The 26,036-nt window shown below is 44.6% G+C and carries 18 protein-coding genes; 12 read left to right on the forward strand and 6 right to left on the reverse strand.

Annotated elements, in window-relative coordinates; translation table 11 throughout:
* Positions 1–59 precede the first annotated feature (59 nt).
* The 5 genes from tsaD to RBB12_RS14040 all read left to right on the forward strand — a co-directional run bounded on the left by tsaD (position 60) and on the right by RBB12_RS14040 (position 4,825).
* On the forward strand, positions 60–1,088 hold the full coding sequence (tsaD, locus tag RBB12_RS14020; protein ID WP_306013837.1) for a tRNA (adenosine(37)-N6)-threonylcarbamoyltransferase complex transferase subunit TsaD: 1,029 nt from the start codon (positions 60–62) through the stop codon (positions 1,086–1,088).
* Positions 1,089–1,105: 17 nt separating this feature from the next.
* Positions 1,106–1,813: a 16S rRNA (uracil(1498)-N(3))-methyltransferase gene (locus RBB12_RS14025; RefSeq protein ID WP_306013836.1), complete on the forward strand. Its 708-nt coding sequence runs from the start codon at positions 1,106–1,108 to the stop codon at positions 1,811–1,813.
* A 65-nt stretch (positions 1,814–1,878) separates the two neighbouring features.
* Entirely contained in the window at positions 1,879–2,529 is a 651-nt protein-coding gene (locus RBB12_RS14030; RefSeq protein WP_306013835.1) for a DUF4159 domain-containing protein, read from the forward strand.
* 3 nt (positions 2,530–2,532) lie between these two features.
* On the forward strand, positions 2,533–3,633 hold the full coding sequence (locus RBB12_RS14035) for an AI-2E family transporter (RefSeq protein ID WP_306013834.1): 1,101 nt from the start codon (positions 2,533–2,535) through the stop codon (positions 3,631–3,633).
* 7 nt (positions 3,634–3,640) lie between these two features.
* Positions 3,641–4,825, forward strand: coding sequence for a THUMP-like domain-containing protein (locus RBB12_RS14040; protein WP_306013833.1), 1,185 nt, complete (start codon positions 3,641–3,643; stop codon positions 4,823–4,825).
* Between the two features lie 47 nt (positions 4,826–4,872).
* Here the strand turns inward: RBB12_RS14040 and RBB12_RS14045 are convergent, their stop codons facing one another.
* The 3 genes from RBB12_RS14045 to RBB12_RS14055 are packed head-to-tail and all read right to left on the reverse strand — an operon-like array spanning position 4,873 to position 6,851.
* On the reverse strand, positions 4,873–5,592 hold the full coding sequence (locus tag RBB12_RS14045; protein ID WP_306013832.1) for a M15 family metallopeptidase: 720 nt from the start codon (positions 5,590–5,592) through the stop codon (positions 4,873–4,875).
* A 5-nt stretch (positions 5,593–5,597) separates the two neighbouring features.
* Positions 5,598–6,317 (reverse strand): prolyl oligopeptidase family serine peptidase, encoded by a 720-nt coding sequence (locus RBB12_RS14050; protein ID WP_306013831.1) that lies wholly within the window; start codon positions 6,315–6,317, stop codon positions 5,598–5,600.
* A 12-nt stretch (positions 6,318–6,329) separates the two neighbouring features.
* Positions 6,330–6,851 carry a 5' nucleotidase, NT5C type gene (locus RBB12_RS14055; protein ID WP_306013830.1) on the reverse strand — a complete coding sequence of 174 codons (522 nt, stop codon included), beginning with the start codon at positions 6,849–6,851 and terminating at the stop codon, positions 6,330–6,332.
* A 205-nt stretch (positions 6,852–7,056) separates the two neighbouring features.
* Here RBB12_RS14055 and RBB12_RS14060 point away from each other — a divergent pair, with 205 nt between their 5' ends.
* The gene (locus RBB12_RS14060) at positions 7,057–7,962 is read left to right on the forward strand and encodes an aminotransferase class IV (RefSeq protein ID WP_306013829.1); all 906 of its coding nucleotides are present in this window, start codon (positions 7,057–7,059) and stop codon (positions 7,960–7,962) included.
* A 2-nt stretch (positions 7,963–7,964) separates the two neighbouring features.
* Positions 7,965–9,254 carry a M20/M25/M40 family metallo-hydrolase gene (locus tag RBB12_RS14065; RefSeq protein WP_306013827.1) on the forward strand — a complete coding sequence of 430 codons (1,290 nt, stop codon included), beginning with the start codon at positions 7,965–7,967 and terminating at the stop codon, positions 9,252–9,254.
* Positions 9,255–9,343: 89 nt separating this feature from the next.
* Here RBB12_RS14065 and RBB12_RS14070 read toward each other — a convergent pair whose 3' ends face one another.
* The 3 genes from RBB12_RS14070 to RBB12_RS14080 all read right to left on the reverse strand — a co-directional run bounded on the left by RBB12_RS14070 (position 9,344) and on the right by RBB12_RS14080 (position 17,778).
* Positions 9,344–12,676, reverse strand: a complete 3,333-nt coding sequence (locus tag RBB12_RS14070; protein ID WP_306013826.1) for a VCBS repeat-containing protein — start codon at positions 12,674–12,676, stop codon at positions 9,344–9,346.
* 202 nt (positions 12,677–12,878) lie between these two features.
* Complete coding sequence (locus RBB12_RS14075) at positions 12,879–14,606, reverse strand: RagB/SusD family nutrient uptake outer membrane protein (RefSeq protein ID WP_306013825.1); 1,728 nt, start codon at positions 14,604–14,606, stop codon at positions 12,879–12,881.
* A gap of 4 nt (positions 14,607–14,610) precedes the next feature.
* On the reverse strand, positions 14,611–17,778 hold the full coding sequence (locus RBB12_RS14080) for a TonB-dependent receptor (protein WP_306026660.1): 3,168 nt from the start codon (positions 17,776–17,778) through the stop codon (positions 14,611–14,613).
* A gap of 644 nt (positions 17,779–18,422) precedes the next feature.
* On the opposite strand from RBB12_RS14080, the gene RBB12_RS14085 reads away from it, so the two are divergent.
* The 5 genes from RBB12_RS14085 to RBB12_RS14105 form a co-directional block, all read left to right on the forward strand.
* Positions 18,423–19,139, forward strand: a complete 717-nt coding sequence (locus RBB12_RS14085; RefSeq protein WP_306013823.1) for an NUDIX hydrolase — start codon at positions 18,423–18,425, stop codon at positions 19,137–19,139.
* 55 nt (positions 19,140–19,194) lie between these two features.
* On the forward strand, positions 19,195–20,589 hold the full coding sequence (locus RBB12_RS14090; protein ID WP_306013822.1) for a Gfo/Idh/MocA family protein: 1,395 nt from the start codon (positions 19,195–19,197) through the stop codon (positions 20,587–20,589).
* A gap of 98 nt (positions 20,590–20,687) precedes the next feature.
* Positions 20,688–21,284, forward strand: a complete 597-nt coding sequence (locus tag RBB12_RS14095; protein WP_179384752.1) for a Crp/Fnr family transcriptional regulator — start codon at positions 20,688–20,690, stop codon at positions 21,282–21,284.
* A gap of 488 nt (positions 21,285–21,772) precedes the next feature.
* Positions 21,773–22,321 carry a DUF4347 domain-containing protein gene (locus RBB12_RS14100; RefSeq protein WP_306013821.1) on the forward strand — a complete coding sequence of 183 codons (549 nt, stop codon included), beginning with the start codon at positions 21,773–21,775 and terminating at the stop codon, positions 22,319–22,321.
* Between the two features lie 11 nt (positions 22,322–22,332).
* Positions 22,333–26,036, forward strand: a 3,704-nt coding sequence (locus RBB12_RS14105) for an Ig-like domain-containing protein (RefSeq protein WP_306031027.1), incomplete at its 3' end; no start/stop codon positions are given.

The raw sequence follows: 26,036 nt of genomic DNA on the forward strand, positions 1-26,036 counted from the left end.
AGTTTTTTGATAGGGTTTTTATGTTTTACCTTTGATGACCAATTTTTGTTCCAAAACCTGTGGAGAAATCAAAAAAATATATTCTTTCCATCGAATCATCCTGTGATGATACATCGGCTGCCGTACTTTGCAACAAAAAAGTACTCAGTAATGTAGTGGCTACACAGGAAATCCACAAGCAATATGGAGGTGTTGTCCCAGAGTTGGCTTCAAGGGCGCATCAACAAAATATCGTTCCCGTGGTCCACCAAGCCTTGGCCAAGGCAAATATCGACAAAAAACAACTATCTGCCATAGCTTTTACAAGAGGTCCGGGACTTATGGGTTCTTTATTGGTCGGAACCTCCTTTGCCAAATCTCTGGCCTTGGGCCTGGACGTCCCTTTGATCGAGGTAAACCACATGGAAGCGCATATCCTGGCACATTTTATAGACAATGGCGACCAACGAACGCCTTCGTTCCCCTTTTTGGCCATGACCATTAGCGGTGGGCACACCCAAATCGTAAAGGTCGTCGACCACTTTAACATGGAGGTACTGGGAGAAACCTTGGATGACGCCGTGGGAGAGGCTTTCGACAAAAGTGCCAAATTAATGGGGCTCCCCTATCCCGGTGGGCCGCTGATAGACAAATATGCCCAACTGGGCAATCCGCACGCCTTTGAGTTCCCCAAACCCAAAGTAGACGGATTGAATTTTAGCTTTAGTGGACTCAAAACAAGTATTCTCTACTTTTTACAACGGGAGACCCAAAAAGATGCTGATTTTGTTTCCAAAAATATCAAAGATATCTGCGCATCGGTCCAGTATACCATTCTGGAAATTTTGATGGATAAGCTCCAAATGGCAGTGGACCAGACAGGTATACGCCAAGTGGCCATAGGAGGTGGCGTGGCGGCCAACTCTGGCATACGGCAAAGATTGAAGGATGCCGAAGAAAAGTTGGGATGGAGCACCTTTATCCCTAAATTTGAGTATTGCACGGACAATGCAGCCATGATCGGTATTGTAGGTTACCTTAAATATGAAAAAGGCACCTTTACCGACCAGAGCATCGCCGCCAAGGCAAGATATGCCATCGGCGGTTAATTTATAAAACCTTTGCTATGCAGCTTTTTTACAATGCCACCTTGGACAATAGTGCCAAACAGTTTACTTTTCCGCCCGACGAGAGCAAACACATTGTAAAGGTGTTACGGAAATCCGAAGGGGACGTGCTGCACATTACCAACGGAAAGGGATACTTATTTGAGGCCAAGATCTTGGATGCTGACCAAAAAAAATGCCGGGCAGAAATCATTTCACAACAAAAATCGATTCCAAAGCGGTACCATTTGCACTTGGCGGTGGCCCCGACAAAGATGAACGACCGTTACGAATGGTTCCTGGAAAAAGTGACAGAAATCGGGGTGGATGAGATCACCCCAATTATTTGCGACCATTCCGAACGCAAGACGCTCAAATTGGAACGAATGGAGCGAGTATTGCAAGCGGCCATGAAACAGTCCTTGCAAACCATACTGCCCAAAATAAACCCACCCATATCCTGTAGGGAGTTTTTGGAATCCAACGAAACCCTCGGTTACAGATTTATTGCCCATTGCCAAAATGGGGATAAAATGGAATTGAAACGACGTGTTATCGCTGATAACGACCTAACCATTCTCATAGGCCCCGAAGGGGATTTCTCGAAAGGGGAAATTGATCTTTCCAAAGAAAAGGGATATATTCCAGTATCCCTGGGCAGGAACAGGTTACGGACAGAGACGGCCGCCATTGTGGCCTGTACCACCGTGGCCATCATCAACAACTGATACTTCACATCATCCATATTACAAAGGAATACGTTATTTTTGAAGGTAAGGTCAATCATTAGTACATGAACAAACGAACATTTTTGATATGCTTGCTCTTTTGCTGCATGCTATCCTTAGCATACGCGCAGCAAGTGGCCATCCTAAAATATGGAGGTGGCGGTGATTGGTATTCCAACCCTACGGCCCTGCCCAATTTGATTGCATTTTGCAACACCCATATCGATACCAAAATCGACGCCGAACCGGAAACCGTGGAAGTGGCAAGTGTCTCCATTTTCAAATACCCTTATTTGCACATGACCGGACACGGGAATGTTTTTTTCAATGATGAAGAAGTCCAAAATTTGCGTACCTACTTGCTCTCGGGCGGTTTTCTTCATATTGATGATAATTACGGCATGGAACCCTATTTGCGTCGGGAACTGGAAAAAGTGTTTCCCGAAAAGCCTTTGGAGGAACTGGGTTCGGACCACCCCATCTTCAATCAAAAGTTCAAGTTTCCCGAAGGGTTGCCCAAAATCCATGAACACGATGGCAAGCGACCACAGGCCTTTGGCATTTTTGAAAAAGGAAGGCTCATATTGCTCTACACCTATGAGTGTGATTTAGGGGATGGTTGGGAGGATCCCGCCGTACACAACGACCCGGAAGACATCCGAATCAAAGCGCTACAAATGGGCGCCAATATTATGGAATACGCCTTTAAAAGCTAAGCAATGAACGCAAAGATTATCGCAAACGGAATATTACGGGCAGTTGCAATCATAGTAGGCGTTGTCCTCGTCGGATGGTTTTTCTACAAAATCCAATCCGTATTAGTCTATTTGGCCATTGCAGCCGTGCTTGCGCTATTGGGCAGACCCATAGTGCTTTTCCTACGCAGAAAACTCAAATTCCCCAACACCTTGGCGGTAGTGGTGACCATGGTATTGATGCTTTCCCTGTTCTTGGGGATACTTGCTTTATTTATTCCCTTGGTGGCCGAGCAGAGCAAAAACCTATCGCTGTTGGACATTGAGGCCCTGAAAGCAGACTTGAACACGCTCTACATCCAAACTCTGGAGTATTTTGGAGCCTCCACAGGCAGCGTAAACAACCTTTTGGACGAATCCAAAATCGAGGAAAATATGCTACAAGGTCTCGATTTGGGCTTTATTCCCAATTTTTTGAATACCATCGTAAATACATTGAGCAATTTTAGTGTTGGCCTTTTCTCTGTGCTGTTCATTACTTTTTTCTTTTTGAAGGACAGCAAACTGATGCAAAATGGTATCCTGACCTTTGTGCCCAATGACAAGGAAAGTAATTTGGTGAGCTCCATCGACAAAATAAACAATTTGCTTTCCCGATATTTCGCAGGCATCCTTTTACAATTGTTCATCCTCTTTGTGATCTATACGATTTCATTATTTATCGTGGGTGTGGAAAACGCGATAGTGATCGCTTTTCTTTGTGCCCTGTTCAACATCATTCCATACATCGGTCCCATCATCGGAGGGGTCACCATGATTATCCTAACCATGACCAGTTTTATCGATGCGGATTTCAGCACCGTGATTTTGCCCAAAGCACTTTATGTTTTTATTGGTTTGACCATTGGCCAACTCATCGATAATTTCTTTTCACAACCCTTTATTTTTTCCAAAAGCGTAAAGTCGCACCCCTTGGAAATCTTCTTGATCATTATCATCGCAGGATTGCTTTTTGGGGTCGTGGGAATGGTGGTCGCTGTGCCGGGATATACCGCCATAAAGGTGATTTTGAAGGAGTTTTTGGCCGAAAATTCTTTTGTGAAGAAGTTGACCAAAAATTTATAGCAAAAGTTTGAATGAACTTATCTTAAATACTGGTATACAGGATTATATCGATAATAATTTGACAACTGACATCCTGACAGTTCTGTTGGCGAAACCTGTTTTTGAAGGGGTTTCCCAAAAAGAATTGGCCCAACAGATCGAAGCCAAAAAAAAGTGCAAGGACAAGCTCCCAACCTGGTTTGAAAAAAGAGGAATCTACTACCCCATAAAGCTCCATATCGAACAAACAAGCTCTGAGATTACGGCTCGATACAAATCGCAATTGGTAAGTGGGAAATCGCTCATAGACCTTACCGGAGGATTGGGGGTGGACACCTACTTTTTTGCACAACAAATTCCTGAGGTTTTCCACTGTGAAATCAATCAAGAACTAAGCGAAATCGCCTCTCATAATTTCAAGGTTTTAGAGCAGGAGCATATTGCCTGTCAACCTGAGGATGGCATCACTTTTCTGCAAAATTCAAAGCAAGGATTCGAATGGATTTATATAGATCCATCGCGTAGGGATGATGCCAAAGGGAAAGTGTTTTTGTTGCAAGATTGTCATCCTGATGTTTCCAAACATTTGCCTCTTTTCTTTGAAAGGGCCTCGCACCTTTTAATGAAGACGTCACCCTTATTGGACATCAAACAAGCTATTGAGACCTTGGAATCCGTAAAAGAAGTCCATGTGGTCGCTGTACAGAACGAGGTGAAGGAACTGCTCTTTGTACTGGAAAAAGGATATGAGGGTCGGGTTCATATCAAGACCAGAAACATACAGCCCGATCATACCGAATCCTTTGATTTTATTTGGGAAGATGAAGCAGTGCGCACCATCGCATATGAGAAACCCTCCACTTATCTATACGAACCCAATGCAGCTGTTCTGAAATCAGGGGGATTCAAAAGCGTGGGCAAGGCATATGGGGTTTATAAATTGCATCCCCACTCCCATTTGTATACCTCCAAATCCCTCATGGAGTTTCCGGGAAGAAGGTTCAAAATTGAAAGCGTGGTGCCTTATTCCAAAAAGGCAATGAAATCCCTTCATATCGACAAGGCCAATGTTACTACGCGAAACTTTCCACAGTCGGTGGCTGAGCTGCGAAAAAAGCACAAAATCAAGGATGGTGGGAATCGCTATATTTTTTTCACCAAAACCTTGAACGATTCATTGATCGTGGTGGATTGCACAAAAGTTGCCGATTGATTTCGCATAGTGAGCTAATTCTGGAACGGTTTCCTTGTTGGGGAAGATCAGTCTTCACACTCCCATTTAAAATTGGCCACTCTATCATTGGACGCGGCCGAGAGGTTGTAGTGCCACCACTCGGTTCTGATGGACCAAAATCCGTGGTCTTCCATGGTCTCTTTTAACAATTTTCGGTTGTCTAGAATTTCTTGGGGCAAGTCCATATTATCGTGATAGGCCCGCTTTCCGAAGTAGTCAAAATCAGTACCCATGTCCAGTTCGTTACCCTCCATATCCACCAAGGTAATATCCACCGCACCGCCTTTATTATGGATGGAACCTTTGTCAGGATTTGCGACATACTGCGGATTGGGGACAATTTCCCACATTTTGTACTGTACCGAATTGGGACGATAGCAATCAAAGAACTTGATCTTGACCCCTTGCTCCATAAAATCGGCATTGGCTGCAATCAAAGCCTTGGCGGTCTTTACACGGGTATAACATTCGGCACAATCGTAGACTTTGGCCTTTAAAAAATTGTTTTCCGTGGCATATCGCATGTCGTAGGCAAAATCAGCACTAAAATCGGCCAAGCGAACAAACGTGGTATCGGCAAGTCCTTCGAAGGTTTTTAAAACAGGTGCTTTACCTACAACCGTGTCCGCAGCAACCGAATCCATTTTGATTTCCGGTGCAGCTTGAGGCTTTTCCACCTCGGTTTTGTGTTTAGACCGACAGCAAACTATCAGTCCAAGTAGTAATACAAGTAAGGAATATTTCATCTTTCTTAATGCTTTCGTTTTTGATTTGCAAGCCAAGTATACAGTGAGTCCGTGGTATAGGCCCGGTCCCAAGCATTGTGCCCCACGCCTTTATATCTGGTGTATCGGACGTCGTGCCCCATGTCACGCAATTTAGCCACCATTTTATCGGACTCTTCCACACCAATGACATCGTCTTGATCACCATGGAAAACCCAAATGGGCATTTCTTGGTCTATCCAGTGTGCATAGGGCAAAGGTGTCATCCCACAAACCACGGCCATGGCGGCAAACTTATCCGGATATTGCGTAGCAAGCTCCCAAGCAGCGCTTCCTCCCCTGCTCAGCCCTGATACATATATTCTGTTTTTATCGACTCGGTTCATCCCTGTAACGGAATCGAGCAATTGAATGACCGCCTCGGTATTCCACCATTTTTTGGCGTGGGAATTTTGCGGGGCCAGTATCAAAAATGGAAATTGCTTGCCTTCGGCCAGCATTTTTGGCGGACCTGTATCCTTTATTTCCTCCAGTGCCCTACCCGATTCACCACCTCCGTGAAGAAAAAGCAACAGTCCAAAGGTTTCCTCCGAATCAAAATAATGTTCGGGATAGTACAGATAGTATTTTAAATTCTCCTTGGTTACGGTTTCTAGCTCATCGGCCACCAAATGGGATTGGGCAGCACAGGCCTGAAACATTATCAAACCAACCAAAAGTAAAAGCTTTCCCAATTTATTCCCCATTGCGTTCACAAGTTACAAAAGTTTATCGGCGATATCGCGCCAAGTATCCGCTCGCTCAAAGGTTTTGACCTCGGTGTTGTGGGGCGAAGTGAACATAATGGACCGGCCATCAAAAAAGCCCAGATTTTTGCTTCGGTCATCGATGAGCACATCGCCTTTGAGCACATGCTTGTTCCCGCACAATATTCGATTTTGCCATGGGATAAAGGGAAAGAATTGGTCCAACCAATCGGATTTTTCCCGAAGCGATTGTGGAAACTCCATCGCCGCGGATGCGATGTAGACTTCGTGCTTTTTGCTCAATGCTTCCAACACGTCCTGACTGCCATCGATGACTTTCAAATTTTTGAAAAAGCCATCCCGGTGTGTATGGTCTCTCACAGATGGTTGATGCTCCTGCGGGACACATTGCCAAAACTCCCTGCCCATGCATTCTTCGGCTGTAAATTGGGCATCAAACTCTTGGTTATAAATATCGATATGGGCTTGATAGGCATCTGCGATAACCTCGTCCATATCCACAAAAATGATCATAAGCGCTCTTTTTTGGTGAAGTACGGGAAAAGTGAACAAAAATGAAAACCTTCCAGACAAATACCCATTATTCCAATTGGATGTCATCGGTGGTCAACTCCAAAAGCCCTCTATCAAACTTTGACACTAAATTTTCAGTTAAGGGGAATAACGGTTAACTTCACAGTTTTTGAACATCAACCTTTTTACGTAAAGCTGCAAAACTATGCTGCCCCAAGGAAAGTTTCCTCCCAAAGTATTTATCAATGGTGAAATCCATTCATCCGAAGAAGCGCGAATATCGGTATTTGACCGTGGGTTTTTGTTTGGGGATGGTATTTACGAAGTTATGATGCAGTTGGAAAACGGCATTTTTTACAAAAAAGCACATCTCGACCGATTACAAAATAATTTAAATAAAATCCATATTGCCTTTAACGTGAAAGAAGTTGAGCGCAATCTGGAACCCTTGCTCCGAGCCTCTGGACTGGTGGATAAGTCTTGTTTGATCTACATGCAGGTAACCCGGGGTATTGCTGCCCGAAAACATGCGTATCCAAAGGAAGCAACTCCCAGTGTGATGATGTATGCACTACCCTACGCATTGCCCAAGGTCAACCCCAACAAAATGAACGCTATTTTGGTACCCGATGTCCGATGGCACCGTTGTGATATCAAATCCGTTTCGTTGTTGGGAAACATTATGGCCAATGAGGCCGCCATGAACGATGGTGCCGATGAGGCCGCCTTGGTTCGGGACGGGGTTATCACCGAAGGTTCCCATACCAATATCTTTTTCGTAAAGGACGGGACAGTGATTACCCACCCGGCCAATGAACACATCCTGAATGGTGTTACCCGAATGATTGTACTACAGCTCTGCCATGAGCTGGGAATTCCTGTGTTGGAACGAGCCGTGACCGAAAATGAAATTGAACAAATGGACGAAGCCTTCTTTACGGGTACCACTACACAGGTGGCTGCCATTGCAAAGCTTGGGAATCATGTGTATTTTAACGGAGAACAGGTTGGTGCAGTGACCCTAAGGCTACAGCAAGCATTTGGCAAGCTCAGAACGAAAGAGACTTCAGCTCTCACATTTGAAACATATATCAACCCACAAACTATTTGACTATGAATAAATTACTATGTGTCCTTACCTGTGGCCTCGGCCTATTTTCCATGACCATGACGGCTCAGGAAATTGAAAAAAAATATACCAAAGAAGTAGACCGATTGGCCAAAAACAAGAAAGTGGAAAAGGCTTTTGGATATATCAAATCACAAAAGGATGAAACCACTCAGGATTTGATCACCTTAACAGAGATTTTGGCACCGCCTTTTATGGAAACAGAGCGAGGTAAAGTGTTTGCCCAGATGTTGGAGGAAGCAGGTGTGGACAGTATTTGGACAGATAAGGTGGGCAATGTCATCGGATTGCGAAAAGGTGTTTCTGGGGCATCGGGTTATATTGGGGTGGATGCGCATTTGGACGTGGTTTTTCCGGAAGGCACGGATGTGACCGTAAAAAAAGTTGGAGACACCCTTAAAGCTCCTGGAATCGGGGACGATACCCGAGGCTTGGCCATGCTGATCAGTATGCTCAAAGCCATGAACAAGGCAGAAATCAAAACCGAAAAAGATTTGCTTATTGTAGGAACCGTAGGTGAGGAAGGACTGGGAGACCTGCGTGGCATGAAGTATATGTTCAACGAATCGGGGTTGGACATCGATGCCTGGATTGCCATCGATGGTGGAAGCATGGGACGGATCAGCAATGCGGGGCTGGGCTCCAAGCGTTACAAATTAATGGTCAAGGGGCCTGGAGGTCATTCTTGGGGCGCTTTTGGCTTGGCCAATCCGCATCACGCCCTGGGCAAGGCCATCGATGAATTTTCCAAAACCGCTTGGGAATACACCTCCACGCATAGCCCCAAAACCAGTTTTAACGTGGGCCGGATCGGGGGCGGAACTTCGGTGAATTCCATTCCGTTTGAGTCGTGGATGGAAGTTGACATGCGGGCCATTGACCCAAAGAACCTAGACGAAATAGAGATTGTTTTTAAACAATCCGTAGAAAAGGCCATAAAAGAATACAATGAAAGCGGTATTCGGGATGAGGTCACCTACGAGCTCATCAAGATTGGGGATAGGCCTTCCGGTGAATTGCCCGCAACGCTTCCCCTGATACAAAGAGCCATGGCGGCTACCCAACATTTTGGAGTAAAACCCAGTTTAGGGCGCGGTTCTACCAATATTAATATTCCAGTGGCCCAGGGTATCCCTGCCATTTGTATTGGACGTGGTGGCCAAGGAGGCGGTGCGCATTCCTTGCATGAATGGTTCCTGAACGATGAGCCCGGCGACGAATCCATTCAATTGGCTTTATTGATCACGCTCTCACAAGCAGGACTCGCTAAGTAAACCCATAAAAAAGGTTTGTTCTCGAATTGAACAAACCTTTTTTCTTTATCTAAAATCAAGTTTTCTTATCTCTTTGGCCTAGCCAAACATTAGTCGGTTTTGGTAAACACCAATGCCCTTCCCCTATTTTGTGTGACGACGATATAAGGGTTTCCTCCATTTGCATTTGCTACCTGTACCATATCCTTGGCATCCCCGGTCACTTTAAAGCCGCTTTCTTCCGCATTTTTAAAAGTGAAACCGCCTTGGTCATCCGCCTGCAATATTCCACCATTGAAGGCATCATACCGTCCAATAAAGGCTTCATTGCCAAAGTCGTTTCCAATCATAAGCACATCTGCCACTGCGTTATCCGAGCTGGTAGTTATCATACATTTGATAGGCGCCGACTGCGTTTGCCATGGCAATTTGCCCATGGTAAATTGGCCGTTGCCATCATTTTCGAAGTATGTGGTTTCATCGTGATTCGCCACCAACTCATCGGCACCTTCCAATTCTTCTGGTGTAAACAGTTCGCTTTTGGTGGTAGTGGCGAACTCCCTGTAATAATTGAACTTTTTTCGGAACATGGGGCTCTGGCTCATTAAATCGCCCCAAAAATTAACGGGATACGGCTTGAATCCTGTATCGTCAAAATCACTTTTAAAATAAGCGAACATGACTGGGTCCACGGCACCGTTGTTATCAAAATCCTTGGCCAACATGGTCACTGGGCGTTCCTGCGAGGGTTGATACAAATTGTTCTTGCCCAGGTTACCCGCAATTAAATCCACGTCGCCATCATTATCAAAGTCTTGGGCCAATACACACTCCCACCACCCCGAAAATTGTTGCATCCCGGTTTGTTGCATTTTTTCGAAAGTTTTGCCTTGATTTACAAATACGGTCACCGGCATAAACTCGCCGACCAAGACTAAATCCTTTCGATTGTCATTATTGATATCGGTCCATTTGGCATCGGTAATCATACCGGGCTTGCGCAGGTCTTTGTTGTAGGTTTCGGTAACATCCACCAGTTTGCCTTTCTCGTTTTTCAACAAATAGCATTGGTCGGACTTCGGGTATTGCGCAAAGGGTGTGCGGGCACCCACAAAAAGATCTACATAACCATCGCCATCAAAATCCTCGGCTTCCACCACGGAACCACTGGACTTTATTTCGGGTATCTGATCTGATGCCTTTTCAAAATTTCCGTTCCCGTTGTTGATCATCAGGTAATCTTGGTAATAGGGGGAGTCCATATCGAACTCATTGCTCCCGGAAACCATGTAGATATCCAAATCTCCATCATTTTCCAAATCAAACAGGGTGATACTGGTTTCCTCATATTTTTTGCTCTCATCGTCTTGGAACAGTTCACTTGCCGTAAAGTGACCTTGGGCATCCTGTAGATAGATCATGGGGGAATGCCCGGAGGAACTTCCAATAATGAAGTCCTCGAAGCCATCGCCGTTGATATCACCTTTTGCCAAGCGTGGGCCGTTTTGCGTTAATTTATGCGGAAGCGTGGGCTGAAGATAGAAATCGGCCTTATCGGTTTCCTCATGTACATAATCCACTCCAATCTGCCCTGAGACTTCCTTGTACACTGGATGGGTTGATTTGGGAGCCAAGGGGAAAGCAAGTTGCTGCCCGTTCAGGTCTTTGGCCTGTTGATAATCCACCAGTAGTTTTTGATTGGCTGCAACATCCTTGATAATCTGATGCTTTCCATCGGGCCATACCACTTCTACCGACTGTATATCGGTTTTTGGCCCCAATCCAAAATGTGCCAAGCTGTGTACCGTGGACAAGTAGCCCCTGTTGAGTTGATGTTCATAATATTGAAAGGTTCCATCGGCAAATCGAATGGCCACCTTGGTACCCAATCCTGATTTATTGGATTTTGGACCTTTAATATCCAACTGAAGGTAATTGTTATCCGTTGTTTTTTTACTTTCCAGATTATTACGGAACAAGAAAGCCTCGTCGTTAATGTTGTTCACCACATAGTCCAGGTCCCCGTCGGAATCCAAATCAACAAAGGCCGCTCCATTGGAGAAAGAGGGTATGCTTAGGCCCCATTCCTCGCCCACGTCCTTAAATTGGCCATTTCCTTCATTTCGGTAAGCATAATTTGGAATTTTTACCACGGGAATGGAATCCAAAATTTGGGCGGTACTCAGATATCTTTGAACATTGAAATTGAAATCCCCAAAATCTAGGTCGGTAATATCCCTGGGAAAACCGTTGGTTATCAATACATCTTTTTGACCGTCATTATCGGCATCCACAAAGAGTGGTGACCAGCTCCAATCGGTCTTTGCGATGCCCGCCATTAGGCCTATTTCGCTGTAGGGCATATTGGGACCTTGTCCCATTTGGAGCATATTCCGCATGTACTGATAGTCATAGCCATAACGATCGTTCATCTGGTAATCGTTGTAATTTGTGGCCTTGACGGTTGTTTTGAGGCGGTAATTGGTTTCGGCCAACATATCGAGCGTGAGGATATCGAGATAGCCGTCATTGTTGAAATCCGCCACATCAGAACCCATGGAGAATTTACTTTGGTGCTTTACATAGTCACTTATTTTATCGGTAAAAGTACCATCCCCATTGTTGATGTAGAGAATATCGTTGCTCAAATAGTCATTGCTTACATAAATATCCGGCCATCCGTCGTAATTCAGATCAGAAATGGCCACTCCAAGACCATAGCCTTCGATGGTTATGCCGGCTTCCATGGTTACATCGGTAAAGGTATTATCCCCATTGTTGCGAAAGAGTCGATCATTGCTCAACGAGGAACCATCAGTGATTTTCTCCCGATAATTGGACGGCAATATGTGGATATCCACATTGTTGAGCACATAGAGATCCAAATACCCATCATTATTATAATCCAAAAAAGCTGCATTCATGCTATTGGAGGTATCCGCAATGCCAAACTCCTTAGCCATTTCCTTAAAAATGGGAACGCCCTCGTCGTCCACCCCTTGATTCACAAAGAGTATATTGGCCTTTTCTTCTGGACTTTCGTACATGGCGGCACAGATATAGATGTCCAGAAGGTCATCATTATTGATGTCGATTACAGCGACGCCCGTTTTCCATTTATCCGCTGCTGCAACGCCAGCGGCCTCGGTAACATCGGTAAATTCAAAATTTCCTTGATTGAGGTACAGTTTGTTGGGTACTTGATTGCCGGTAAAAAAGAGATCGGGCTTATCGTCGTTGTTAAAATCACCAACAGCAACTCCTCCTCCATTAAAGATATACTCACTGGTGAGGATATTGAAACTGTCCGTTTCCACGATTTGATTATTGAACGTAATCCCGGAATGGTCGGATGAGATCTTGGAGAATAGAGTATCCTTCTTATCGGAGCAAGATATCACCACAGCGGTAAGGAGTGCAGCTAAAACGGTTTTTTTGAACATTGGTGTCGAGAATATTTGCAGATTGATTGAAAATAGAATGTAAAAAGAGTTTTGGTCAGCACAAAATGGTAATCGTTTATTAGTTCACTATTAATCGATTATTAACACTTGGGTGGGTCCCTAATTAAAATAGGTTGCCAAAATTCATTGGCAACCTATTCACTCGAATTAAATTGAATTAAACTAACTCAGACTAATATTATTAGTATCCAGGGTTCTGTGTCAAAATTCCACCACTCAAATCAATTGAGGTCAATGGTATCGGCATCAAATCAAACTGAGGCTGATATGCATTCATTTTTGGACCAAAATTGTCAATGGTACGGGTTTCATTGGTCACATATTCTGAAATTACTTGGTCTGCTACATCCCATCTTCTTAGGTCGAACAAACGGTGTCCTTCCATACCCAACTCCACTCTTCTTTCGAAGCGAACGGCCTCACGGGCAAAGTTGGCATCTGGGAAAGAAGGGTACAAACCAACTTGGTAATTGGCAGCTGGGCCTCCACCATCAACGGCTTGAACCACGGATGTGTTGGCTGCTCTTTCACGAACTTGGTTTACGTAGTTCAACGCTGTGGCCAAGTCTCCTGTTTCTACCGCAGCTTCGGCAGCCATCAAAAGAACATCGGCATATCGGATAATGTTGTAGTTGATACCGGAATGCTGCTGACCCCATGCACCAGCACCTTGATTGGTTGCCAACTCCTCGGCCTGATACACATTCTTTTTAGGAAGGTATGGTCCAGAAATATCATTGAATCCTGCACGAATCCATTCTTTTCCAATGTGCTCACCAAAACCGTTGTAGTCGATGCCACGTCTTCCTACGGTGTAATCCAATCTAGGATCAACTGGTGTGGTTGTATCTGGTTCAAAGGGCTCATCACTGTTGATACCATAATCATTTTTGAAATCATCATCGTTATAAGTATCAAAAAGTGGTAGTCCATTGGCATCCACTTGGAAAGCATTGGCTAAATCAATGGTTGGCTGATAAAATCCACAGCAAGAACCAAATGGTCCACCACCGGGGAAGTTCAAGGTTCCTCCAATGTTTCCATTGAAGGACTGACCTGTATCGGCTGCATACTGAATCGCAAAGACGGACTCAGGTCCATTTTCACCGGCAGCATTGAAATTATCCAAATATTCGGTGTTCAAAGCAAACTCCCCACTGTTGATCACAGCGTTGAGCTCTGTTAAAGCATTTGCCCAATCTCCTTGATATAGGTGTGCTTTACCCATGTAGGCGCGTGCCACAAATGCCGTTGGCCTTCCTGGATCAGGCTGCTCTGCTCTTGTAGCTGGCAAATTTTCAATGGCAAACTGAAAATCTGATTCTATTTGCTCCCAAGCTGGACCACTATTAGGCTGGTTGAATTCCAACGCTTCATAGTTTTCCACACTTACAATGGAAACATTACCGTACATTTTGGTCAACTCAAAATAGTAGTGACCTCTCAAGAAACGGGCTTCCGCCTCTTGTCCAGTAATCGCTGCTGCATCTGCTGGCAACAAGGCATCCCTGTCGATACCATTGATTACCGAAAGTACGGCGTTGGCACGGTTTACACCAGCGTAAAGTGCTGTAAACTTGGCACGGAAGTAATCGTTGGCCGTTTGCCAGTCAAAGGTTTCAATTTGATATAACTCAATCTGGTCACCGTCGGTACTTCCCTTGTGGGCGTCATCAGAGATAACATCACACCACCAGTTATCGCCACCAACAGCAAACTGATTTCCTTTATTGTTGCTTCGCCATCCGTCCAGCATACCATAGGCACCTGTCAACAAGAGGTCTACCCCTTGTGGATTGGCCAAAGCGTCGTCACTTAAAGCCCCAATTGCGGGCGTATCTGAAAATTCGTCTCCACACGAAAAGGTGACAGAGAGAATTGCCATTAAATAAATAAACTTCTTTTTCATCTTTTTACAATTTTAAATTTACTCCTAACAAAAATATCTGCGGTACAGGAAAGGTGTTCTCATCCACACCAAGGGTAAACGCTGAGTTGGCACCACTTGGGGGTAGAATTTCGGGATCGATACCGTCGTAGCCTGTAATCGTAAACAAGTTACTGGCATTCGCATAGACACGCAAACTTGCAACGCCCCACTTATCGGTCAATTGGCTTGGCAAGGTGTATCCAACCACCAAGTTTTTCAATCGAACAAAAGAACCATCCTCAACGAACCATGAACTTGAATTGGTCTCGCCATTCAAGATGGTATAGCTCAATCCGGGTTGTGATCCGTTAGGGTTTGTGGTCGGGTTAAAGGCATCCAAAACCCTAGTGCTCCTATTTCCGTCAGGGAACGTTGGGAAGTCGGTATAGATCTTGTCAAAGTTGTAGATATCGTTACCTGCAACACCACTAAAGAATACGCTGAAATCCCAATTTTTGTAGTTGGCGCTCAAATTCAGACCAAAGTTTACGTCTGGCGTTGGATTACCAATATAAGTACGGTCATCATCATTGATAACACCGTCATCGTTCAAATCTACATAACGGATTCTACCTACACCAGCTGCTGGAGAGGCAAAACCTTGGTCAGGTCCGGCGGACACCTCGGCTTCACTTCGGTAAATACCGTCCGCTACACGACCGTAGAAAGAAGAAATCGGTTGTCCTTGCTCAGTTCTTGTAATCGGTCCACCCCTAAAGGATTGTCCAATAAGGAAACCTTCCAAACTGGTCACCTCGTTGGAAACAGTGGACATATTAAAGTCTACGCCGAAGTTGAAGTCTCTGCCAACCGCTCCTGAATAGGAAACGTTCAAATCGATACCAGAGTTCTCCACATTACCACGGTTCACATATGGTGCACCGGCATCGATAGCTGTATCACTGATTACAGTTTCGTCAGCAACGATCAAATCCTTTGTAGTAATCTTGTAGTATTCCAAGGAAAGTGCCAAGGCGTTATCAAAAAAGCCCAATTCCGCACCTACGTTAAAGGTTTCACTGGTTTCCCATTGAATGTTAGGGTTACCAACGCCTGACAATACTGCTCCAGATCTGAGGTTGGTACCTCCATCGAAAACGTAATCGGCAACTACGTTGTTCAGGTTATTGATGTTGATACCTGGGTTATCCACTGGCAACTCTTGGTTACCCAAAAGACCCCAAGAGGCTTTCAACTTCAATCGGTTGACCAATCCAGTGCTTGGGAAGAAGTCTTCGTTGCTCACAACCCAACCACCGCTAAATGCAGGGAAGTAACCACTCTGATTGTCTCCCAAGAATCTTGAGGAACGGTCACGTCTTAAGGTAGCGCTCACCAAGTACTTGTCAGAGTACGAATAGTTCACCGAACCAAAGACAGAGGATAGTGTATTTACAAAATCGAAGGTATTACCTGGGTTCACGATGGGTGATCCAGAGGCATTATCCAACAGGTAAAAGTCAGGAGTTTCAAAAAGGAATCCTGTGGCAGAAACCTGAAGGCTCTTTCCTGTATTTTCAACAGCTTCCAAACCGATCAACGCATTGATGCTATGATCGCCAAAGTTTTTGACATAGTTCAAGGTATTGGTCCAAATCCAGCTTTGTGTTTGTTGGTTTCTCTCGGTCAATGTGTTGGTCGACCTTGGCTCCGCAGATTCTGGATCCAGTGCCAAGAAGTCTCTTTGACTGAAAATACTGATGTTTCCACCAATACTGGTCTTTAAGGTCAAGTTATCGGTGATGGCATAACTGGCATAAACGTCACCGATCAAACGGGTTTCCCTAAAAAAGTCATCCGCATCACGAGTTAAGTTGGCCACTGGGTTAGAGGCGTTTGACAAACCATTTGGATTGGCATATGCTCCAGCAAAACGGCCCAAGTTATCACGAACTGGTACCAATGGACTTAGTCGCAATGCCAATTGGGTTTGGTTACCACCTACGTTTTGCGTATTACTGTACGAAGCGTTTAAGTGTTCACCAATGGTCAAGCGTTTCCCAATTTTGAATTCTGAGTTCAAACGTATTTGACCTCTTTCAAATCCGGTTTCCAACTGAATACCCTCACGGTTCAAATAACCGAAAGTGGCAGAAAACTTGGAATTTTCATTACCGTTGGAGAAGGTCGCTGAAATGTTTTGGGTGGGTGCACTTCTAAAAATCTCATCCAACCAATTGGTTCCTCCTGGTCTAACAGGGGCAACCACTTCTTCTCCAGTCCCTAAGAAACTCACGCCCAACAATTGGTTAGGCACCTGAGGTTGACCACCGTTTGGAAAATACTGTGGGTGTCTGATCGCTGCTGGATCTGTCCCATTACGAATCGCATCATTGGTCAAACTCTCAAAGATAACATCACCTAACTGAGATGCATTCAAAATATCCGGCAAACGATTGGCCCTGGAAAAACCTGTGGACACATCTACATTGATGGATAGTTTGTTTTGATTGTAGTTACCACTTTTTGTGGTTACAATGATAACACCATTGGAAGCCCTAGCACCATAGATAGAAGCCGCACCATCCTTCAACACGTTGATCTGTGCGATATCCTGTGGGTTAATGGTGTTCAAAATGTTGGGGTCCTGAGTTTGTGCCCCATCAATAATATATAATGGGTTGTTGTTGTTGGGCGTTCCCAAACCGCGAATACGGACGATGGGCGCGGCACCTGGGTTACCCGCGTTTGTGATACTAACACCCGTTGCACGACCTTCCAAGGCCTCGGCAACGTTTACCAAAGGTTGCTTTACGGCTTCGGAAACATCTACTGATGCAACGGCACCGGTCAAATCACCTCGGGTCTGAGTACCATAACCGGTCACTACCACCTCGTCCAATGCAGCGGCATCCTCTACCATGGTCACATCCACAACAGAATTCCCGTTTACTGGAACTTCCAAGGTTTTAAAACCTACATAGGAAAAAACCAATGTAGCGTCAGAAGGCGCGGTAATGGTGTAATTTCCGTCAAAATCGGTCTGCGTCCCGTTGGTGGTACCCTTAACAATAACGTTGGTACCAGGTAAAGGAGCTCCCATGTCATCCACAACGGTACCCGTAATGGTCAATTGGTAGGGGGGTGAAGTAGCTTCATCCAAGTCTGGGGACGCTGCAAATGCAGACACACCCACAAACATCATTGTCATTGACAAGAAGAATGTCTGAAAAGCCTTTAGGCCATAAGACAACTTTGTCAAAACTTTACATCTGTTTTGATTCATAGATAGTCTATTTAGTTTAGTTAATTTGTATGATTGCGATCATGGTATTGTCTCAATCATGAACAATAATAGTTAAAATTTTATAATTGACAATATTTTAACATTAAATATTCATATCGCTAAAATTGACTTATCCGTATTGTCAATATGTGAATCCTAATAAAACGTTAATACGCCTAAGGTCGCGGCCATACTCATAAAATGCCCACTCCACTTCGTCTGGAGCACCGATATAAATTTTCAACAAAAACCCTTTGGATTGTTACAACTTTTTCCCTCCTTCTGATACAAATCCAAATGTTAAAATTGATTACACATGTTCATGTTGTAGGATTATACGGTAAGGTTCATTCCTAGCAAATCATCCAAACACCATCACAGAGCCAAAACTTTCTTAGTTTTCTGACTTGTTTCAAATAGTTTGTTGGGTGTAGTGGTAAGGAAAATGAATGGTTTTCCCCAAACTGATTTCCATAGTCCCCACCTTATATTGTATCAAATTGCTACAATAAAGGCTTGATTTTTTCAGAATTAATTTTTTTTGATGTACATTTTGCAATGTTAACACTATGTTGCCCTCAGAGGATAAATATTTGGCCAATGTTTCTTTTGATACCGTAATCTTTGGTTTTACGGGCGAAGAATTAAAGATTTTGGTACTTGAGTATCAAAATTCTGGAAAGTTTGCCTTGCCCGGTGGTTACATCAGGAGAGATCAGGATTTGCTCGATGCCGTAAAAACAGGGGTGATGAAACGAACCGGTTTGACCAAGATCCATTTGGAGCAGTTTCACACTTTTGGCAGGCTTCATCGGTCCGACCCTGAAACCACCAAAGAGATTGCCCGCGCGTTGGGGATAGAAATGCCAAATGATCATTGGGTACTTGAAAGGTTCATCACGGTGGGCTATTATTCGCTCATCGATTACAATCAGGTACAGCCAGCGCCCAATAGATATTCGGATTCCATCAATTGGTATAGTATCAATAAGCTTCCCAAGTTGATGATGGACCATCAGGAAATTGTGGACAAGGCCTTGGAAGCCATTCGCAATGATCTGGGCAAAAAACCGATTGGCCTTAATCTCCTGCCCGAAAAGTTTACCATGAAAGAACTTCGCAAGGTGTACGAAGCCATTTTGAACGAGAAGTTACGACGAACCACCTTTCAACGCAAAATATTGAGCATGGGAATTTTAAAAAGGCACGAAAAACTGTACACAGGAGCGGCGAACAAGGCACCATATCTGTACAGCTTTGACGAGGAAAAAGCACAAAAACATTGAACCAACTCCAAAACTGATTTAAACCCATAGCAACCCAACCAATACTGCCAACCTAATGGCAAACTACGACCCTAAGTCCATGAAAACCGAAAATAGATACCTAAATCGTAGAAATTTCATCAAAAGCACCAGTGCCGCTTTGGCCCTTTCATCAATGGGAACCTACGGTATGGATATGCTATATGCCCCAAAAAAGTGGAAGGTGGGGCTCATTGGCACGGGATGGTATGGCAAGAGCGATTTGTTCAGACTGATGCAAGTCGCCAACGTGGAGGTAGTTTCTTTGTGCGATGTGGACCAAAAACAACTGGAAGAAGCGGCAACTTTGGTATCCCTCCGACAAAATTCCGGTAAAAGACCAAAACTCTACCAGGATTACAGAAAAATGTTAGCGGAAAAAAATCTGGATATTGTACTGATCGGGTCGCCCGATCATTGGCATGCCCTTCAGGCTATCGAAGCCATGGAGTCCGGCGCCCATTTGTATCTCCAAAAGCCCATCAGTTTGGATGTCATGGAAGGCGAAGCCATTTTGGATACGGCCAGAAGGTTGGGCCGAAAAGTTCAGATCGGTACCCAACGCCGAAGCACCCCACACTTGATCGAGGGCAAAAAAAATATCATCGATGCCGGGCTATTGGGAAAAATATCCCATGTGGAAATGTGCTGCTACTACCATATGCGCTGGAACGGCAATCCTCCACCACAACAAATACCTGATTATTTTGATTATGACCTGTGGTCCGGACCTGCCCCCTTACGACCCTATTTTGGGCTTCCGCACAGAAAATGGCGTGCCTTTATGGAATACGGCAACGGTATTGTTGGTGATATGTGCGTTCATATGCTGGATACCGTGCGTTGGATGCTTGGACTGGGGTGGCCCAAAAAAATAAGCTCCACAGGTGGCATTTATGTGCAAAAGGATTCCATAGCCAATACGCCCGATACACAGACCGCTATCTTCGAATTTGACGAACTCAATTGTGTATGGCAACATCGAAGTTGGGGAACTCCAGCTGATCCTGAATATCCGTGGGCCTTTTTTATTTATGGAGAAAAAGGCACCTTTAAAGGAAGTGTCTTCAAATATGAATTTATACCCCACGGAGATGGCAAGACCATACAAAAAGATGTGGTGTACGAACGGGAAAAATATCCTGAAGATCTCAAAGAAAAAGATATAGAATTACATACGGCACCTGCCACAAGAGCACATATGCTAGATCTATTGGATGCCATAGAAAGCGATAGATTGCCTGTTGCCGATGTGGAACAGGGACATATTTCCACGGCCAGTTGTATTTTGGCCAATCTGGCCATGGAACTGGAGCGCCCTCTGGTTTATCATCCAGAGCAGCGGGTCGTTGTGGAAGATGCCGAGGCCACTGCTCTTTTGAAAAGGGACTATCGGGGGCCATGGGAACATCCCTTTAAACACAAATCTTGATAGGATGGAACCTTGTGGGACCCAATGATAATATTACTATTCAAGACGATGTATTACTTTTGAAACAGAATACAAACGATAACCAAACCAATAACTAAATGCCTGCCAAAGAGAGTTCCGAAAAAAACCTTTACATTGTTTTCTTTCTCAATTCCATTTATCCCATCAGTCCAAGCCTCAAAGCGTATTTGATAGACAAGATCAAAAGCTGCTCCTTTCAAAAAAACGAATTGATCAGTAAAGCGGGCGAAGTATGCAATCGGTTATATCTCATCAAAAAGGGAATGGTCCGCGGCTATTTTGTGAGCGAATCCACGGAAATCACTACATGGATCGATTCGGAGAACGAAGTATTTACCTCTATTACCGGTTTTTTCCGAAACCAAGAAAGTCAGGAATACATCCAAAGTTTGGAGCACACCTATTGCGATTACCTTGAATACGAGGACTACAAATACTGCCTGAACCATTTTCCAGAAATGCGGCACATCAACCGGATTCTAATGGAAGAATACTACATTTTGGCGGAACACCGGGTTTACTTGGCACGCATACCCAATGCACGTAAACGCTTGGCCTTTTTCATGGAAAAGATAAAACCAGAGATTGTGGAGCGTATTCCAAGGAAACACTTGGCATCGTACTTGGCCATGAGACCGGAAACCTTGTCAAGGCTCATGAAAGAGGTAAGCTAAAAAGACCCTTTCACCGGAGCATTTGCTCCAACGATCCATTACCAAATGGAACAAAATTCTGTTACTCTTTAAGAAAATTGGGTTTTCTTACAGGAGTACTGCAGCTGTATTTCAATAATATACCTCTCAATATATGTAAGAAAATACGGAAAAATTGATTTTTATCAATTTGGTGATCTTTTTTTTGAAATAAGGCATATACACCCCCGTTTCTTAAAATGTAAATCAGAAATAGATTACAACTGTTGATTCTTTTTTGTAAGAAATAATAAGAAATGAATTTCAAATAAAAGTTCCCGACCAATATGATATAGCACTACTATTCCGATTGATCATTCTCGATGTTTTTTAAAAATGACGTGATGTAGCCAATGCTACAGACACGGGCGAAAAACTAGCTGCAAATCGCGGCCAGGACGATTCATGTCCACTTTCAAACAAAACTTGAACCCTAAAACTATGTACGAAAACCTAAACTCAATAAACCCATGAAAACAGTCATCAACCTAAAAACTTTATTAAGCTTTTTGCTGTTAACCCTTGTGGTAATTGGAGTTTCCAAAGCCCAAACCAATGAATTGGTAGTTATGGATTCCCAATATGCCCAAAAACAGGATGTCCTGAACAGACTCCCATCCAATAGCCACTTTTTGGAAATCAACGGAGAAGATAATCCCTGGAAAACCATCCGGGAATATGTTCAGCAAAACAGTTCGATACAAACCATTCACTTGTTCGTTAATGCCACCTACAATGCCTTTGAACTTGGCGGGATAACCTATGATGGCCAACAAGTAGAACAAGAGTTTGAATTTTCCATGCTGGAGGGCCTTTATCAGGGAACCAATTTCCAGCTTTTGGTATATGACTGCAATCTCGGATCCAATCCAGAAGGTCTTGCGCTTTTAAAACAGATCAGCGAACGCTCCTATTTCAATATCGGGGTTCCCACCAACTGTAGTTCCGTTTTGGAAAGCAGCTTGGATTTTGACCATACGACGATGAACCAGCCAATCCATAGTTCAATACTTAACTAGAACAACCAACCATGAAACATTTTTTACAAACCTCACTAACACTTTTCACCCTTTTTCTGCTTTGTGGCACCATTCAGGCGCAAACGGTAGATATGACAGTGCAACAGGGTCCAAATGTGGACGTAATGGTCACTGTTGGATCGGCAAATTTGGACCTTTCCACTTTTGAGGACGATTTGGAGCAGGCCATGTACGCTAAAGGAATCCCACTGGGCAAACTAAGGGTTGAAGCCTTCCAGCGGAGTTCCATTTCTTCCGATCAAGCAGATGCCAGCGACATTTTTAACAGCTGGAACAAAATGAACTTTAACGGGACGGAACCTCCTGTCCACTCCTCCTACACGGGAGATTATTTTTCCTTCGATTCGGGAACCAATCAAATCATTGCAGATTTCGTAAACAGATACAACGGTTACGGCTATGCGATGTACGACCCGACTGGAGATGTAGCCGATGGAACCATATCGGCCACCTTCGGACTTTCCGGTTCTCCATACACCCACGCAGAAGTTGGGTTTATTTTTAGAAAGAAGGACAATCAAAACTTTTATGCATACATCATCGATAACCATACCTATTGTGGAAATTTGATGAACTATGCCAACGGTGACGGATTCCCGGCTGAGGCCATCTTAAAAAGAGAAAACGGGGTTACCACCATTTTGGCCGTAAACACCAATAGCGGACGTTCCGGCTCGGCTCCCTACGGATGGGATGCGAATAGGGCCGATATGTTCGCCGCCTTCTACAATGGCCAAAAAATAGATTTTAAAATAGAAATGTCGGGCGACAACATTAAGATCTCCCGTAGAGGTGGTGGCGGCAACGCTGGTAACGACTGGATTCAATCTTTTGACATCACCGACACCTCATTTCCTTCAGGCAGTTACGGATTTTATGTCCATGAGCAACAAAATGCCTATTTCAAGGATATCAATATCGAAAAATTGGAGTTAAGAGCCTTTAAGGATGTACTTCGTGAGCCACAGTGGAGAAACAGTGCACTTCGCTTTAACGTCAACTTGGATGATATTGAAGTGGCCGATTTCGATAGCGACCAAGACCTTTCGGAAATCTTGATGCGTACCATCAACGAGGATATTCACTATATCGGATGGGGAACCAATGCCAACCAAGCACAGTTTGAGCGCTTTATCCAGCAGAACAACACTCAGGGTACCTTTATCAACCGGGATGCCGGAAGCTGGTCGACCTGGATGGACGAAATGTCTCAATACATTTACGATCAGTATCAATTTGGAACGGTCACCGCAGGGGAATTCTTTATTGCGGGTACCTCGGTAGAAATCGATGTGGACCCCGCCCAGTTAAAATCGAACACAGCAAATGCCAGTTATCCCTCCGGACGATGGAAAATCACCCACGATGAGACCCATTTTGCCAACAACACCGGAAAAGTATCCTGGGATGGATTGTATTTGGAAGATGTGCCGGAATTCTACGAAAAACCCGGTAAATACTCCTTCACATTTGAGGATTTGCCAACAGCGCCCACTACCCTATTCTTTCACAGAAAACCAGTGGCCAGTTTTACCTATAGCGCAGATACCGGATTCATCAACAACACCTCATACGATTTGGATGGCGGTGCCAATAACGGAATCAACCAATCCGAATGGAAATGGAAGGCAGTAGACGCAGGCTCTACCAACGATTGGACGATTGGACAATTTGATAAAAATGCAGTTCCCGATGGAGAATATTTGGTGATGCTAAGGGTTCAGGACCATCAAGGTACTTGGAGTAGCCCAACCAGTATCTACGTGGAAAAAACAGCCAGTTCGGGTGGAGCAACGGATTTGCCCATTGCGCAGTTCAACATCCAACCCGATTTGATCAATACCTATACGGGCAATATGACCATTGGAATTGTGGATAACTCCGTAGACCCCTACGGAAGAACCCTATCCGTGCAGGAATGGATCGTTACCCAACGCACCTATGATACCGATGGAAATCCTTCTGACACCCAAATTTATAATGCTGGTACGCCCATGACCGATTTTTCGGCCTACAACAACCTATCAGCGGATTATATTATAAGTCTACGGACACAGACCAATACAGGGGTTTGGTCGGAACCTTTTTATCGTACCCTGACCATTGTGGACGATAATACCGACCCGACCATAACGGCCAACCCCACAAGCGGAAACTTGGATACCGATACAGACATTCAATTGGTGTTCCAAGATGAAAATGGAGGTAGTGGCTTTGACGTGCAGCGATTTGCCAAAATCCAAAGTGCCTCTGCGCCTGCAACCGACCATGCTTCGTGGAGTTCTTGGAGCAATAGTCAGTCCAAGACCACTTCCTTCAACACAGGGGGCACAGGCTGGTATATCCACGCCGAAGTAAAAGACAATGCAGGAAATGTGGGAACCGCAACATTTGGTCCGTACAATGTAACCTTAGTGGTTAGTGCTGATGATGATTTGGCCATTTTGGACGAGGATACCGTGTCGGACCCCATCGATGTGCTCTACAACGATGTGTACGATATGGGCGCTACCCCAACGGTGACCATAACCGCACAAGGAACCAAAGGTAACGCCGTGGTGAATGGCAGCAATCAGGTGATCTATACACCAAATGCCAATGAAAATGGTACCGATACGGTAACCTACGAGTTGGATGACCAAGGACAGAAAGTGACAGCAAATATTACGCTTTCTATTTTGCCAGAGGACGACGCGCCAGTAGCCAATGACGATAGCTTCAATTTGGATGAAAATGCCACCTTAAACGATGACGTATCCACCAACGATGTGGAAATCGACGGAGATGATTTGGTGTACCACATCATTACCAATCCTTCCCATGCAGCAGCATTTACCTTTAATCCAGATGGAACCTTTACTTATGAGCACAACGGTGACGAATCGGCAACGGACAGCTTTACCTATAATTTTGAGGATGCGGTTTCCTTTTCGCAGACCGTGACGGCAACCTTGAACATCACCAATGTGAACGATGTTCCATCAGGGGCCAATAGCACCGTGGAAGTGATTCAGGATGCCGCCTACACCTTTACGGCAACAGACTTTACTTTTACCGATGTGGACCCCAGTGATTCCTTTAATGGTATCCAAGTAATATCGTTGCCCGCAAAAGGAACCTTGGAGTACAATGGTTCAGCAGTGCAGATCAACGACATGATCGATGACATCTCCCTGTTGACGTATACCACTGCGAATGGCGAATATGGAGATGGTTATAGCTCCTTCGCTTTCAAAGTAAAAGACAACGATGACGCGGTTAGTGCTTCCAGCTATACCGCAAGTATCAACGCTTCGCAGGACATGGATGGTGATGGAATACCAGATGATTTGGACGACGACGACGATAACGACGGTACACCCGATACAGAGGATGCCTTCCCGAAGGATGCTTCCGAGGATACCGACACCGATGGTGACGGAACAGGCGACAATGCCGATGATGATGATGACAACGATGGTACTCCGGATACCGAAGATGCTTTCCCCAAGGATGCTTCCGAGGATACCGATACCGATGGTGACGGAACAGGCGACAATGCCGATGATGATGATGACAACGATGGTACTCCGGATACCGAAGATGCTTTCCCGAAGGATGCTTCCGAGGATACCGATACCGATGGTGACGGAACAGGTGACAATACCGATGACGATGATGACAACGACGGCACTCCAGATTCAGAGGATGCTTT

The organism is Allomuricauda sp. MMSF_3307 (assembly GCF_030733585.1).
GTDB lineage: Bacteria > Bacteroidota > Bacteroidia > Flavobacteriales > Flavobacteriaceae > Flagellimonas.

Excerpts from the sequence above, each read along its gene's own strand:
- RBB12_RS14025 (WP_306013836.1), top strand. The coding sequence starts at position 1,106 with ATGCAGCTTTTTTACAATGCCACCTTGGACAATAGTGCCAAACAGTTT.
- RBB12_RS14030 (WP_306013835.1), top strand. The coding sequence starts at position 1,879 with ATGAACAAACGAACATTTTTGATATGCTTGCTCTTTTGCTGCATGCTA.
- RBB12_RS14035 (WP_306013834.1), top strand. The coding sequence starts at position 2,533 with ATGAACGCAAAGATTATCGCAAACGGAATATTACGGGCAGTTGCAATC.
- RBB12_RS14045 (WP_306013832.1), bottom strand. The coding sequence starts at position 5,592 with ATGAAATATTCCTTACTTGTATTACTACTTGGACTGATAGTTTGCTGT.
- RBB12_RS14050 (WP_306013831.1), bottom strand. The coding sequence starts at position 6,317 with ATGGGGAATAAATTGGGAAAGCTTTTACTTTTGGTTGGTTTGATAATG.
- RBB12_RS14055 (WP_306013830.1), bottom strand. The coding sequence starts at position 6,851 with ATGATCATTTTTGTGGATATGGACGAGGTTATCGCAGATGCCTATCAA.
- RBB12_RS14060 (WP_306013829.1), top strand. The coding sequence starts at position 7,057 with ATGCTGCCCCAAGGAAAGTTTCCTCCCAAAGTATTTATCAATGGTGAA.
- RBB12_RS14065 (WP_306013827.1), top strand. The coding sequence starts at position 7,965 with ATGAATAAATTACTATGTGTCCTTACCTGTGGCCTCGGCCTATTTTCC.
- RBB12_RS14070 (WP_306013826.1), bottom strand. The coding sequence starts at position 12,676 with ATGTTCAAAAAAACCGTTTTAGCTGCACTCCTTACCGCTGTGGTGATA.
- RBB12_RS14075 (WP_306013825.1), bottom strand. The coding sequence starts at position 14,606 with ATGAAAAAGAAGTTTATTTATTTAATGGCAATTCTCTCTGTCACCTTT.
- RBB12_RS14080 (WP_306026660.1), bottom strand. The coding sequence starts at position 17,778 with ATGACAATGATGTTTGTGGGTGTGTCTGCATTTGCAGCGTCCCCAGAC.
- RBB12_RS14085 (WP_306013823.1), top strand. The coding sequence starts at position 18,423 with ATGTTGCCCTCAGAGGATAAATATTTGGCCAATGTTTCTTTTGATACC.
- RBB12_RS14090 (WP_306013822.1), top strand. The coding sequence starts at position 19,195 with ATGGCAAACTACGACCCTAAGTCCATGAAAACCGAAAATAGATACCTA.
- RBB12_RS14095 (WP_179384752.1), top strand. The coding sequence starts at position 20,688 with ATGCCTGCCAAAGAGAGTTCCGAAAAAAACCTTTACATTGTTTTCTTT.
- RBB12_RS14100 (WP_306013821.1), top strand. The coding sequence starts at position 21,773 with ATGAAAACAGTCATCAACCTAAAAACTTTATTAAGCTTTTTGCTGTTA.